This is a genomic window from Rhizobium sp. P1_C7, from assembly GCF_056406295.1.
Genome location: NZ_JBFUAL010000007.1, coordinates 58729 through 71513, shown reverse-complemented (window position 1 = coordinate 71513; position 12785 = coordinate 58729). Strand labels below are relative to the sequence as shown.

Genomic DNA, 12785 nt, shown 5'->3' with positions numbered 1-12785 from the left:
CAGAACTCTACTTGAGCAACCAATTATCACCGTTTTGCGAAAACGCCAATTATTATTTCATATATATCCGCCAAAAAATGCCCATCTCTTAAGAATTAGTAAGCATGTGCCGCAACATTAATCATCGGCGGCACTGCTTAAAGCTGCAAAAAACTGCTTAAAATACTGAATCGGCAGAACTCTTACCTTTCAAGAAGATCGTCACGTACGGAGGGTGGCTGAAGACGATAACCTGTCTTGTGTGCCGCTCTCGCGAGCAGATGCGCAGCAACGGGTGCCGTCAGTATAAAAAAGACAAAACCTGCGATAGCACGGACAAAGACGGCAAGTTCTCCCGAGTTGAGGCCGGCGGCTACTAGCAGCAATCCGGAACCTACCGTTCCCGCCTTCGACGCGGCGTGCATGCGGGTATAGAGATCCGGCAAGCGCAGGATGCCGAGGGCAGCAACAAGCGCGAAAAGCGAACCCAGCAGCAGCAGGACGGCGACAACGATCGCGACAAAATAGTCTGTCATTTCCTGCCTTTCCTGGTTTTTCGTCCACTGCTTTTGGAGGCGGCATCGGGCTTTTTCGTGACGCCCCGCGCTCTTTTCGGGCCTCCTTCAGCCGCACTTCGTTCGGACGTCCCCTGCCGTTCGGATTGGCCCCGCGGTTCGGATTTGCGCCCCTCGGTCAAGCTGGCACGCGACATCACGAAGCGCGCGAAGGCGACGGTGGCGAGAAAGCCGACGAGGCCGAGCGAAATGGCGATGTCGATGTAAAGAGCAAAACCGGTCTTGACCGCGATCACTGCAATAAAGCCGATCGCCGTCCCCGATAGTGTATCCAGGGCAAGAATGCGGTCGGGAAGCGTCGGTCCAGCCACGACCCGCCAACCGGCGAGCAGGAAGGCGACCGCCAGAATCACCAGCGCGACGGCGGCGGCCGTGGAAACAATCACAAGCGGCGAGATCATCGGAACGCCTCCAGTATCTTGCGCTCGAAACCGTTGGCGATATCGCGCTTCGTTGCTTCCGGATCCGAGCAATCCAGCGCGTGAACGTAGAGCGTCCCGCGGTCGTCGGAGACGTCCACCGAGAGTGTCCCCGGCGTCAGTGTGATCATGTTGGCAAGCAACGTGATCTCGAAATCACGATTGACGGTCAGTGGAAAAGCAAAGATGCCCGGCTTCAACTGCATGTCGGGACTGAGCACGGTAAGCGCGACCTTCACCGCCGAGTGTGCTAGCTCGCGGAGGAACAACAACGCCAGGGACAGGATCGCGAACGCCCGCCGCAGATACCCGCCGCTGCCATAGGGCTCGCGTACAACATAGAGCGCAAGCCCGCCAAGCAGGAAGCCAAAGACGAGATTATGGGCCGATGCACTGCCGCTTACGGCGGCCCAGGCGATTGCCAGCAACAGATTGAGGAGAAGACCGATCACGGCGCGACGCCTCCCGGAAACACGGACTGAACGTATGGAAACGGATCCGCAAGGCCAACCGCCGCAGCCTGCGACAGCGCCAGCAGCCGCTCCGGCAATATGCCGAAGCCGACCACGAGAGCAGTCAGGATCAGGAGCGGCAGCGTCACCCGCCATCCGATAGGCTCAGCCGTTTCCGGGACTGTGGACGTGGGTCGCCAGTAGGCCAGCAGGAACACGCGACCGAAGGCGATCGTCGTGAGAAAGCCGCCTGCCAGGATCGCGGCTGCCAGCCACCATGCCCCGACATCGATCGCAGCCTTCACCAGTATAACCTTGGGCCAGAAGCCGGAAAACGGCGGCAGACCGCAGGCGGCGAAGAAGAGAACGAGGGAGAGGCCCGCAAAGGCGCCGTTGCGCCGATAGAGCCCGCCGAGGTCCGCCAGTGAAAAGCTGCCGCCCAGCAACGCCGCCTGGCCGGCGAGCAAGTAGAGCGCCGTCATCAACACCATGGAATGCACCGCATAGAAGACCGCACCGGAGAGACCCCCTGCTGTCCCCAGCGCCACGCCGATCAGCATGTTGCCGATCCCCGAGATGACGACGTAGCCGAGCAACCTGCGGATGTCGTCGTGCGCCAAAGCACCGAGCGCGCCGACAACGACGGTCGCCGCACCAGCAGCCGCGATCAGCAGGCTCAGTTGCTCCCGCTCCACCGGCAACAGCATGACCACAATGCGGATCAGCGCATAGACGCCGACCTTGGTCAGCAGGCCGGCAAACAGCGCCGAGACGACGATGCGCGGGGTGTGGTAGGAGGCGGGCAGCCAGAAATTGACTGGAAACGCGGCAGCCTTCATGGCAAAGGCGAGCAGAAAGAGCGACGACAACGTCATCATCGGTGCGCCCGACCGTACGCCCTCTGCCTTGGTTGCAATGTCGGCCATGTTGAGCGTGCCGAAAACGGCATAGAGAATGCCGACCGCAATCAGAAACAGCGTCGTCCCGATGAGATTGAGGACAGCATATTTCATGGCGCCATCGATCTGCCTGCGCTCGGAGCCCAGGATCAGCAGACCGAACGACGAGATCAGCAACACCTCGAACCAGACGTAGAGGTTGAAGACGTCGCCGGTCAGGAACGCGCCTGTTACACCCGCCATCATCAGCAGCAGCAAAGGAAAAAAGCCGTAACGGCGGCCGCTGTCTGCGATATCGGCCAGCGCATAGATTCCACCGGCGAAGGCCGCAATGGCGGCCGTCAGCGCCATCAGCGCGCCGAACAGGTCGACGGTAAAAGCGATGCCGAAGGGCGGCAGCCACCGACCCATGACCATGGTCAGCGGACCGTGTGCAATCACCTTGGCAAGCAGGGCGGCATCCGTCAGCACCAAAAGGGCAAGGCCGGGAATGGCGAGCCATGCCTGAAGGCGGACCGAGCCACGGACGATCAGCAAGATAGCACCCAGCGTGATACAAAGCGCAACCGGCGCAATGACCAGCCAGTTGTCGAGCGGCACCGGCTCGGCGAGGAATGCCGCTGAAAGATCTGCGATTTCTCCGGTCGGAGCTGCCATGATCAATATCCCAATGGCGGCAGGGGCGGATTGTCTGGCTCCGCGACGCGCATCTCGTCGGTATTGTCGGTCCCGATGTCCTGATAGGCGCGGTAGGTGAGCACCAGCAGGAAGGCGAGGAACGAGAACGAGATGACAATCGCCGTCAGGATCAGCGCCTGCGGTAGCGGATTGGCGGCACCGGCAGGCAACGCCTCCAGGCCTTCTGGAATGATCGGCGGCACTTCGCGCGTCAACCGACCGGCCGTGAACAGCAGCAGGTTGACGGCGTTGCCGAGGATGGCGATGCCGAGCATGATGCGGATCGAAAACTTCGACAGCATCAGGTAGACGGCGGCTGAAAAAAACAGCCCGACGAGGACCGCAAAGACCGGCTCCATCAATCGACCTCCCTTTCCTCGAGCGCCAGCGCGATCGACGTGATGGCGCCGACCACGACGAGATAGACGCCAATATCGAACAGCATGACGCTCGAGAGCGGCACGTCAACGCCTGCTATCTCAGGGTAGATCCACAGGCCAGTCATGAACGGAACGCCAAAGGCGACCGACAGGAGCCCCGCCGAGCATGACATCAGGAGACCCGCGCCCGATATCGCCAGTGGGTGAACGACGATCGCGCGACGCACCGACCCGACGCCGCGGGCAATCCCGAAGATCGCCAACGCCGAGGCGGCAATGAGTCCGCCGATGAAGCCGCCGCCCGGCTCGTTGTGACCGCGCAACAGCACGAAGACCGAGAACAACAGCATCAGCGCGGTCAGCACCGGGGCGATGGTACGGAAGATCAGCGTGTTCATGGGCGCTCCACCCCGAGGTCGTCAGGCGCATCCGGATCGTTCTCGGCAAGCTTGCGCTCGGTCTGGGCTCGCACGCGAATGAGCGCGAGAATGGCGAGGCCGGTAATCGCGACGACCGCGATTTCACCAAGCGTGTCGGTGCCGCGGAAATCGACGATGATGACGTTCACGACATTGGCGCCGTGGGCGATGGTCCTGGAATATGTGTTGAAAAAGTCCGTCAGCGTCGTATTGAACGGCGCCTCGGTCGCCTTCATCAACAGCAGTGCGAAGCCCGTTCCGCAGGCAATCGCGACGGCGCCATCGAACAGCATCTGCCGAAGCGGCCTTCGGTCGGTCGGTGAAAGCCGCAGACGCGTCATCACCAGTGCCAGAATGACGACCGACAGTGTTTCCACCATGAACTGGGTGAAGGCGAGGTCGGGCGCGCCGAACAGCAGGAAGATGATGGCGACGGCAAAGCCATGGATGCCAAGCGAGACGATCGCTGTCAGCCGGTCCCGTGCGGCAACCACCGCGGCAAGACCGCCGGCAGCCAGAAGCAGGATCGCCCATTCGTGGATCCGCACGTTCGCCGGCCATGCCGGAAGGGACGGCCATTCATCGTAGAGCCAGAGCGGCACGAGGAGAATCACCGCGACACAAACGAACGTGCTGGTGACGTAGAGTTCCAGGCGGCCGGGCTGCATGAAGCGTGTGACGCGGGCCGCGAAGCGCACCAGACCGGCAATGGCGTGGTCGAAGCCGCGGTCAGGGCCTGTTCCTAGCATGCGCAAAAGTGCGGCCATGAGGAAACGCGCTCGGTCGAGCTGCCAATAGACGGCGATGCCAAGGGCGCCGGTGAGCAGGGAGAGCAACAGCGGCACGCCTATATGCGGCACGAGCGAGATGTCGATTTGCGCTGCCGTACCGCGCACCGCCGAAGCCATCGGCGAGGAAATATAGTGGTGGGCCGTTGCGGAAAACAGCGCTCCGACCAGACCGAGCAACGCCAACACGACGGGACCGGCCCACAGCAGCGGCGGTGCTTCATGCGGATGCCTCGGCGTCTCGACACGAGCGCCGAGAAAAGGCTTCAGCGCCACGGCAAAGCCGATCGCGAACATCAGCGCATTGCCAAATATGGCGGCGACGGTGAAGATGATGGAACGCGGATCGCCATGAGCGAGCGCCGCATAAATCTCTTCCTTGGCGAGAAAGCCAAAAAACGGCAGCACACCGCCCATCGAGAAAGCCGCGGAGAGGGCTGCCGCAAATGTCAGAGGCATCGCCTTTCGCAGCCCACTCAGGCGGGTGATATCGCGCGTGCCGGTCTCATGATCGACAATGCCTGCGACCATGAACAGGGCGCCCTTGAACAGCGAATGCGCGACCAGATAGAGCACCGCGGCCTCGGTGGCATGGGGCGCGCCGAAGCCGGTCAGGAGCACCAGCAGACCCAGAGAGGAGACGGTGGTATAGGCGAGTTTGAGCTTCAGATCGGTCTGGCGCACCGCCAGAAGCGTGCCGACAATGAGCGTCACCCCGCCGAAAACGGGAAGCAGGATGCTCCAGGCGAGCGTATCCCCCATGGCCGGATTGAGTCGCATCAGCAGATAGACGCCCGCCTTCACCATGGTCGCGGAGTGCAGGTATGCCGAAACCGGCGTCGGGGCCTCCATGGCGTTGGGCAGCCAGAAATGAAACGGAAACTGCGCCGACTTGGTGAAAGCGCCGCCGAGCACGAGCAACAGGATCGGCAGATAGGACGGATTGGCGCGCAGCAGATCGCCCGACTGCAGCAGCACCGACAACTGCATTGCCCCCGTGACGCTCCAGATCAGCAGCAGCCCGGCCAGCAGCGCCAGCCCGCCGCCGCCGGTGACCACCAGCGCCTGCAGCGCGGCGCGGCGCGAAGCTTCGCGCCGATGGTCGAAGCCGATCAGCAGAAACGACGTAATCGATGTCAGTTCCCAAAAAACGAACAACACCAGGAAATTGTCGGACACGACGAGGCCCAGCATCGCGCCCATGAAGAGGAAGATGAACGAAAAGAAGCGTCCTTGGTCCGGATGGCCTTTCAGGTAACCTCCCGCATAGAGCACCACCAGCGCTCCTATGCCGGTGATCAGCAGCGCAAACGTCACCGACAGGCCATCGAGCAGCCAGGAGAAGGTGAGATCGAAGCTCGGCACCCAGACGTAGCCGCCGCGGATGATCCCACCGGCGGCGAGCGTCGGCAGCAGGCTGAGGAAGTGCAGGAAGGCCAGCAACGGCGCCAGCGCCAGCAGCCAGGCCGCATTCGCGCCAAATGCGCGGACAAGGAAGGGGGCAAGAACAGCGCCAAGAAACGGCATGCAGAGGGCCGCGAACGTCAATGCCGTCACATCGGCCATGTCCCCTCCTATGCTCGCAAGGATTTGAAAGCCGACCTAAAATCGGAAGTGCCCTTAACGTTTAGGAGATGACGGGCGCCGTCTCAAGCTCTGTTGGGACGAAAGGCGCGTTTCTCACAGGGAAGCAAGACGGACAGCGCCTGTGATCTTGCGTGACATGCGGTTGTGCAGCAGAAAAACAATCAGCAGCAGCGGCCAGACGAGGCAGACGAGAAGACCCATCATGCGCTGCTGCGTCCAGCTGCCGTGATGGATCCAACCTTCCAGAACGGTCACCAGCATGAAGACCGCCGAAACAGCGCAATATCCCCCGGACAGAATATGAAGCACGGCATCCCTCCCGACCGCGACGACACGATCCATCCAGAATACATCAAACCCGGCTGGATTTGAGTGCCCCATTATGCGTAGGCTGGTGTTCAGCCGAACGATCTATCCCTTGATCGATTCCGCAGTGCGCACCACATTACAGACGAAAAATAGAATGCCGCCCCAGCGCGAAAGGAGCCAGCCCATGGCCGACACGACGATCGCCAAGGTTCACAAGACAGATGCCGAATGGAAGGAACAACTGACGCCCGAGCAGTATCGCGTCACCCGCCAGCACGGCACGGAGCGGGCGTTCACCGGCCCCTACTGGGATTCCTTCGAGACCGGGCTCTATCGCTGCGTCTGCTGCGATGCGCCACTCTTCCGCTCGGATACCAAGTTCGACGCCGGTTGCGGCTGGCCAAGCTATTTCGAGCCGGTGTCAGCCGACGCTGTTAGCGAATATCGCGACACGACCTACGGCATGGTCCGCACCGAAATCCGCTGCGGCAACTGCGAGGCGCATCTCGGCCATGTCTTCCCCGACGGCCCGCCGCCAACCGGGCTGCGTTACTGCATCAACGGCCACTCGATGGTTTTCGAGCCCGGCAATTAGCGTTCCCGCGCGTGAGCCCGCCGTGCATGACGGCGGGCATTTCTTCCGGTTCCCGGCAAGCCTTGCTACTTCGAAACCCTGAGCTCCATGAACGTCAGGTCCAGCCAGCGGCCGAACTTTATCCCGACCTCGAAGAAGGTGCCGCCGTTTCGAAAGCCGAGCTTCTCGTGCAGTTTTATCGATGCGAGATTGCCAGCCTCGATGCCGGCGATCATGACGTGGACGCCGTTTTCACCCGCCCGTTCGATCAATGACGTCATCAGCTGCCTGCCGATTCCGGCGCCCTGATGATCCTTGTCGACATAGACCGAGTGCTCGACCGTGTGGCGGAACCCCTCGAAGGCACGCCAGTCGCCGTAGGAGGCGTATCCCGAAATCCGCCCGTCCTTTTCGGCGACGAGAACCGGAAATCCCCTCGCCTGACGTATCCTGAACCATTCCAGACGGTTGTCGAGATCGACCACCGTCTCGTTCCATATCGCCGTCGTATGTTCCACTGCATGATTGTAAATGTCGCGGATGGCGGGCAGATCCGCTTCGGTGGCATCGCGTACGAGGGCTTGCGTCATCAATTTCAGTCCACTATCATTTCGTTATGTCTACTATATCAAACGATTTCGATCGCTGTCTAGGGGAACGCGTCCGCACCGAGCGGGAATTGCGCGGTTGGTCCCTCAGCGACCTTGCTAACCACTCCGGCGTATCGCGCGCGATGATCCACAAGATTGAGCGCGGCGAAAGCAGTCCCACCGCCTCGCTGCTCGGCAAGCTCTGCGGCGCATTCAGCCTGACGGTATCGTCGCTTATGGCCCGCGCCGAGGCTGGAGGGCAGCGGCTGACCCGACGCTTCGAGCAGCAGGTCTGGACCGACCCGGAGACCGGCTATTCGCGCCGTCATATTTCACCGACCAACAGCAGTCCATTCGATATCGTCGAGATCGATCTTCCGCCCGGCGCCGCCGTTGCCTACCCCGCCTCGTCCTTCGTCTTCTTGCGGCAATGCATCTGGATCCTCGACGGCGAACTGGTCTTTACGGAAGGCGATGCAGCGCACGATCTCAAAAGCGGCGATTGTCTGTTGCTCGGTCCGGCCGCCGACTGCGAATTCCGCAACCCCGGCGCGGTCAATTGCCGCTATGTCGTGACCGTGCTGAAAGCAGGCTGAAACGACAGACAGAATGCGCTAGGTTCCGCCACCAGATCGGGAGGGCTCATGATCAATCGTTTCGGCACCCATCATTTCGTCATTCTGCTTTGGCTTGCCGCAACCCCTGCGATCGCTGACGATTGGCGGCCCTACGCCAATGCCCGCTTCGGCTATGCGATCGATCTTCCCGCCGATTTCACGGCCGCCGGCGACGCCGACAACGGTGACGGCATGACGCTGACGTCGAAGGACGGCAAGGCGGAACTGCGGGTGTTCGGCGCCAACCGGCTGCAGGACGATTTCGCCACGGAGATCAGGAGCCGGACGGAGATGGACGAGAAGGATGGCTGGACCATCAGCTACAGCAGGCCGTCAAAGTCCTGGGTCAGCTATTCCGGCACCCGCGGGGATCGCATCCTCTATGTTCGCGCCATATCGCTCTGCCACGACGCCGTCGGCTATGTCACGCTTGAGTATCCGAAGGCGGCGCGGAAGCAATACGACCCCGTGGTCGGACATCTGGTCAAGACGCTTGCCGCGCCGCCGCGTTGCGGATGATCAGAGACCGGACGCACTCACGCTGAAGCAGGTGAGAACCGCTGTGTAGTGGACGGCAGCAGCGGCAACGACGAAGCCGTGCCAGATCGCATTCTGAAACCGCAGCTTTTCCCACACGTGGAAGACAACGCCCAGAGAGTAGATGAGGCCGCCGATCACGATCAGCAGCATCGACGCATAAGGGATGCGTTCGGCGACCGGCCCCGCCACCAGCACGCCGCTCCAGCCCATCGCGAGATAAAGGAGGATCGTAAGTTTGTCATAGCGGCCCGGAAATACGCACTTGAGGAACACCCCTATAGCCGCAATGGTCCACATGCCGATCAGCATGCCGAGGAGTAGCGGATTGTCGGCGCCGCGTTCGAGAAACGGGGTGTAGGTGGCGGCAATCAGGATAAAGATCGAGGAATGATCGAGCCGGCGCAGGAACCACTTCGTGCGAGACACCGGCCAGGCATTGTAGGAGAAGGAGATGCCAAGCGTCAGCACCAGGCCGACACTGTAGATCCACGCCGCCGCCAGCTCGCCATGCGAACTCCACACGGTAGCGTAGAAGATCAGAACGGTCGCGCCGATCAGCGCAAACGCCAGCCCAACGCCGTGGACGATGCCATCGGCGATCAGCTCGTATTTGTCATAAGCCCAGCGGATTCCGTTGAACTCGCCCATGCACGACCACCCTCTTCGCTCCATATGGATCGTGTCACCGAAACGGCCGGTGCGCAATACAACAGCTTGGTTGACAAACCTTCATCCGCGCACGTAGGCAGTACTAACTCTGGCCGATGCAATCCTCGCACAGCGGGGCGTACGGCACGGCAGCGAGGCGCTCTTTCGAAATGGGCTGCCCGCAATTGACGCAGGTGCCGTAGGTACCCTTGGCGATCCGTTCCAGCGCCGCGCCGATCGCACGCAATTCGTCCTGCCCGGCCTGCCCGAGACCTTCGAGAACTTCGTCATTCTCACTCTCCGTGGCGCGGTCGTCGCTGTCCTGCTCCTTCGTGCGTCCGAGATCGACGTCGATGCGGGTCAGCCGCGATTGAAGTTCGCGCTGGCGATCCCTCAAGATTGTCTCATAGGCCTGGCTGTCGCTCATAGGTTCCTCCGTCGAATTGTTGTTGTCGTTGTTGTTTTTCCTAACGTCGCCGGTCGACCAATACCGAGCACTTTGCATGCCGCACAACACGGTCGGCCGTCGCGCCGATGAAGTAATTGCTGAAATCCGGAAGATGCGACGCAAGGATGATCAAATCTGCGCCATGAGATTCAGCGGCAGCAAGGATGCCGCTCGCAGGACGGCCATGGCTGATCTCGATGTTTGCGGGGATCCCGGTCGTCAGGATCAGCCCTTCGAGTTTTTCGCGTGCATCCCTGGCCGCGTTTTCGACAAGCTCGACGGGCAGATCCATAGCCACATACGTTGGAATGTCCTCGACCACGTTGAGCAGAATGATCTCGCCCCCCGTATCGAGCAATGTGGCGGCCTTGCGAAAGGTCATTTCGCCATCCCCCAGCGCGCCGATTTCAATAGCGACAACGATCTTCCTGTACATTAAGGCGCTCCTCTTCGGCGTTCGGTGGGAACACATATCTCTCAGAAAATAGATAAGGCGCTTTGATCAAGATCAAGTCCGGTACGTGCGAGGTCGTCAACGGATGTCGAACGCTTCATCGTCAAAAACTGACCTTCTGTGAACAATCGAAATCCGCCATATAGAAGTCAAGTACAGCGGCCAAAGTGGACCTCAGTGACAATGGATCGGCGAAAGTTCCTTGGCATCGCTACGGGCAGCGCTCTCGCTGCCACCGCCGGTACGCCTTCTACGACCAGGGCAGGAGACACCCGCATGACAACCACCGAGACGTCCTACGCGCTGACGCGTCCTGCCTATGTCGATCACTCGCATCTAGTCGTCACCGACCTTTCGCTGGTCTCCAGTTTCTACAAGTCGATGCTGGGCCTCAGGGTCATCGAGAAGACCGGCAGCGGTGAAGTGCTCGGCGTCAACGGCAAGCCACTCCTGACGCTGACGACGGGCAAGGATGTCCGGGTTGCGCCGGCCAATGCCGCCGGCCTCTTCCATACCGCGTTCCTGATGCCCGACCGCACCGAGCTTGCGCGCTGGTTGCGCCATGCCGCGCACAACAATGTCGTGCTCGATGGCGCTTCGGACCATCTCGTCAGCGAGGCGATCTATTTATCCGACCCCGAAGGCAACGGCATCGAGATCTACGCCGACCGGCCGCACGAGCAGTGGAAGTTTCATCAGGACGGCCAGGTCGAAATGGCAACGCTGCGCCTCGATCTGCAGGCGCTCCATGATAGCGCGCCGGAGAACTCCTGGAAAGGCATGGCCGATGGCACCGCGATCGGCCATATCCATCTGCAAGTCGGCGACATTCCCGAAGCAGACACCTTTTATCGCGATGTCCTCGGCCTCAAATTGATGGCGCGCTATCCCGGTGCGAGCTTCTTTGCCACCGGCGACTACCATCATCATGTCGCCACCAACATCTGGAACAGCCGAGGTGCCGGCGCCCGAACCGGCGGCATGACCGGCCTTTCGGACTACGCAATCCGCTTCAACGATATCGCAATGCTGGATAAGGCCATCGCCAAGCTCGACGAGCTCGAGATCAACAGCGAGAAGCGCGACGGCGGCGTGTTTCTGAGAGACCCCTGGGGCATCGGCCTGACGCTTTCGGCCTGAGATAGCGGCAGAGCGCAGGCTGTTCGATTGGTCAACTCCAGCCCACGGAACCGGAACGCATATCGCGCGTTGTGGTTTCGAAGCAATGGGCTTCCGGGGAACCTTTCATTCATGGGCATCGCCACTGGCATTCGGAAACACGCCACCAAGTTGGCGATCGGCGAACGTCACGTCAGCAGCTGGGCCGCGAAGCTCAGTGAAGCGACCGAAGAGTTGCCACAGGCGCCGATGCGCCGGGTCGAGAAGGATGGGCTGGATATCAGCACGGCCTGGGCGATCATCGGCATCTTCACCATTCTCGGCCTTTCTGCTGTCTATATGATGTCGCTGATCCTCATTCCGCTAACGCTGGCTATCGTCGTGGGCATGATCCTCGGCATGCTGGCCGAGAAGCTCAGCAAGCTCGGCGTGCCGCGCATCACCAATGCCGTCATCCTGTCGTCGGCCGTGGCGCTGGTCATCTTTCTCGTTGCCAGTTCGCTCGCCGGCCCGCTGTCGACGCTTGCCAACGAGGGACCGGCGTTTTTCGAGACGACCCTGAACCGGCTTATGCCCTATCTCGAGCGGATCCGTTGGCTGCATATCACGCCGCAAACATTCCAGGGCGGCCCGATGTCGGCAGACAAGCTGCTGGAGAACACGGGCAACATCCTGCACGTGGTCTCGGCGAACCTGACGCCTGCGCTCATTCAGGCACTGATCTTCTTTGCGGCGCTGCTGCTGTTCCTGGCGGGGCGCGTCAATCTGCGCAAATCGATCATTATGGTGTTCAGGACACGGCCGCAGCGGCTTGCCGCCATTCGCGTCATCAACGGGGTGGAACAGGTTCTCGGCTTCTATTTTGCCACTGCATCCCTGATCTACGTCTGCCTCGGCGTTGTTATGACTGCCATCGCCTACTTCGGCGGCCTCTCCTCGCCTGTTTTATGGGGTTTCTTCGCATTCCTTTCGAGCTTCGTTCCCTATCTCGGCATCACGATGATGACGCTTGCCATCGCGATTGCCGGCATCCTTACTCATGACAGCCTGCTGTTCGGACTTATCCCCGCGGCAGCCTTCTTTTCCGTCCACCTGATCATGGAGAATCTGATCTTCCCGGCGGTGATGGGGAGGCGGCTCGAAATCAACCCGTTCGTGGTGTTCCTGGCGATACTGTTCTGGACGTGGATGTGGGGCGCTGTCGGCGCGATGCTCGCTCTACCGCTGTCGTTGATCGTCATGACCATCATCGATGAACTGTTCATCGAGGAAAAGGTGCAGCCGCAGCTGCCGAAAGAGTGAAGGTAACA

17 protein-coding genes are annotated in these 12785 nt (G+C 60.8%); 5 read left to right on the top strand and 12 right to left on the bottom strand.

Annotated elements, in window-relative coordinates:
- Nucleotides 1-182: 182 nt before the first annotated feature.
- The 8 genes from mnhG to AC1D2R_RS12775 form a co-directional block, all read right to left on the bottom strand.
- Nucleotides 183-515, bottom strand: coding sequence for a monovalent cation/H(+) antiporter subunit G (mnhG, locus tag AC1D2R_RS12810; RefSeq protein WP_477967656.1), 333 nt, complete (start codon nucleotides 513-515; stop codon nucleotides 183-185).
- Entirely contained in the window at nucleotides 512-952 is a 441-nt protein-coding gene (locus AC1D2R_RS12805; RefSeq protein WP_477967884.1) for a cation:proton antiporter, read from the bottom strand. Before AC1D2R_RS12805 ends, mnhG begins: the two co-directional genes overlap by 4 nt.
- Nucleotides 952-1425 (bottom strand): Na+/H+ antiporter subunit E, encoded by a 474-nt coding sequence (locus AC1D2R_RS12800; RefSeq protein ID WP_477967655.1) that lies wholly within the window; start codon nucleotides 1423-1425, stop codon nucleotides 952-954. The genes AC1D2R_RS12805 and AC1D2R_RS12800 overlap by 1 nt, the downstream gene beginning before the upstream one ends.
- Entirely contained in the window at nucleotides 1422-2981 is a 1560-nt protein-coding gene (locus AC1D2R_RS12795) for a Na+/H+ antiporter subunit D (protein WP_477967654.1), read from the bottom strand. The genes AC1D2R_RS12800 and AC1D2R_RS12795 overlap by 4 nt, the downstream gene beginning before the upstream one ends.
- Nucleotides 2982-2983: 2 nt before the next feature.
- Nucleotides 2984-3361, bottom strand: a complete 378-nt coding sequence (locus AC1D2R_RS12790; RefSeq protein WP_477967653.1) for a Na+/H+ antiporter subunit C — start codon at nucleotides 3359-3361, stop codon at nucleotides 2984-2986.
- On the bottom strand, nucleotides 3361-3780 hold the full coding sequence (locus tag AC1D2R_RS12785) for a Na(+)/H(+) antiporter subunit B (protein ID WP_477967652.1): 420 nt from the start codon (nucleotides 3778-3780) through the stop codon (nucleotides 3361-3363). Before AC1D2R_RS12785 ends, AC1D2R_RS12790 begins: the two co-directional genes overlap by 1 nt.
- Nucleotides 3777-6155 carry a putative monovalent cation/H+ antiporter subunit A gene (locus tag AC1D2R_RS12780; RefSeq protein ID WP_477967651.1) on the bottom strand — a complete coding sequence of 793 codons (2379 nt, stop codon included), beginning with the start codon at nucleotides 6153-6155 and terminating at the stop codon, nucleotides 3777-3779. Before AC1D2R_RS12780 ends, AC1D2R_RS12785 begins: the two co-directional genes overlap by 4 nt.
- A gap of 114 nt (nucleotides 6156-6269) precedes the next feature.
- Nucleotides 6270-6485, bottom strand: a complete 216-nt coding sequence (locus AC1D2R_RS12775; protein ID WP_477967650.1) for a hypothetical protein — start codon at nucleotides 6483-6485, stop codon at nucleotides 6270-6272.
- A 184-nt stretch (nucleotides 6486-6669) separates the two neighbouring features.
- Here AC1D2R_RS12775 and msrB point away from each other — a divergent pair, with 184 nt between their 5' ends.
- The gene (gene msrB / locus AC1D2R_RS12770; protein WP_477967649.1) at nucleotides 6670-7080 is read left to right on the top strand and encodes a peptide-methionine (R)-S-oxide reductase MsrB; all 411 of its coding nucleotides are present in this window, start codon (nucleotides 6670-6672) and stop codon (nucleotides 7078-7080) included.
- A gap of 65 nt (nucleotides 7081-7145) precedes the next feature.
- Here msrB and AC1D2R_RS12765 read toward each other — a convergent pair whose 3' ends face one another.
- Nucleotides 7146-7649 carry an N-acetyltransferase family protein gene (locus AC1D2R_RS12765; protein WP_477967648.1) on the bottom strand — a complete coding sequence of 168 codons (504 nt, stop codon included), beginning with the start codon at nucleotides 7647-7649 and terminating at the stop codon, nucleotides 7146-7148.
- Nucleotides 7650-7675: 26 nt separating this feature from the next.
- On the opposite strand from AC1D2R_RS12765, the gene AC1D2R_RS12760 reads away from it, so the two are divergent.
- Both AC1D2R_RS12760 and AC1D2R_RS12755 read left to right on the top strand, forming a co-directional pair.
- Complete coding sequence (locus AC1D2R_RS12760) at nucleotides 7676-8245, top strand: helix-turn-helix domain-containing protein (RefSeq protein WP_477967647.1); 570 nt, start codon at nucleotides 7676-7678, stop codon at nucleotides 8243-8245.
- A gap of 48 nt (nucleotides 8246-8293) precedes the next feature.
- Entirely contained in the window at nucleotides 8294-8785 is a 492-nt protein-coding gene (locus tag AC1D2R_RS12755; protein WP_477967646.1) for a hypothetical protein, read from the top strand.
- Here the strand turns inward: AC1D2R_RS12755 and trhA are convergent, their stop codons facing one another.
- From trhA to AC1D2R_RS12740, 3 genes are all read right to left on the bottom strand, one after another.
- On the bottom strand, nucleotides 8786-9454 hold the full coding sequence (gene trhA / locus AC1D2R_RS12750; RefSeq protein WP_477967645.1) for a PAQR family membrane homeostasis protein TrhA: 669 nt from the start codon (nucleotides 9452-9454) through the stop codon (nucleotides 8786-8788).
- 103 nt (nucleotides 9455-9557) lie between these two features.
- Complete coding sequence (locus tag AC1D2R_RS12745; protein ID WP_477967644.1) at nucleotides 9558-9881, bottom strand: TraR/DksA family transcriptional regulator; 324 nt, start codon at nucleotides 9879-9881, stop codon at nucleotides 9558-9560.
- A gap of 40 nt (nucleotides 9882-9921) precedes the next feature.
- Complete coding sequence (locus tag AC1D2R_RS12740) at nucleotides 9922-10338, bottom strand: universal stress protein (protein WP_477967643.1); 417 nt, start codon at nucleotides 10336-10338, stop codon at nucleotides 9922-9924.
- 201 nt (nucleotides 10339-10539) lie between these two features.
- Here AC1D2R_RS12740 and AC1D2R_RS12735 point away from each other — a divergent pair, with 201 nt between their 5' ends.
- Both AC1D2R_RS12735 and AC1D2R_RS12730 read left to right on the top strand, forming a co-directional pair.
- The gene (locus AC1D2R_RS12735) at nucleotides 10540-11496 is read left to right on the top strand and encodes a VOC family protein (RefSeq protein ID WP_477967642.1); all 957 of its coding nucleotides are present in this window, start codon (nucleotides 10540-10542) and stop codon (nucleotides 11494-11496) included.
- A gap of 111 nt (nucleotides 11497-11607) precedes the next feature.
- Nucleotides 11608-12777, top strand: coding sequence for an AI-2E family transporter (locus AC1D2R_RS12730; RefSeq protein ID WP_477967641.1), 1170 nt, complete (start codon nucleotides 11608-11610; stop codon nucleotides 12775-12777).
- Nucleotides 12778-12785 lie beyond the last annotated feature (8 nt).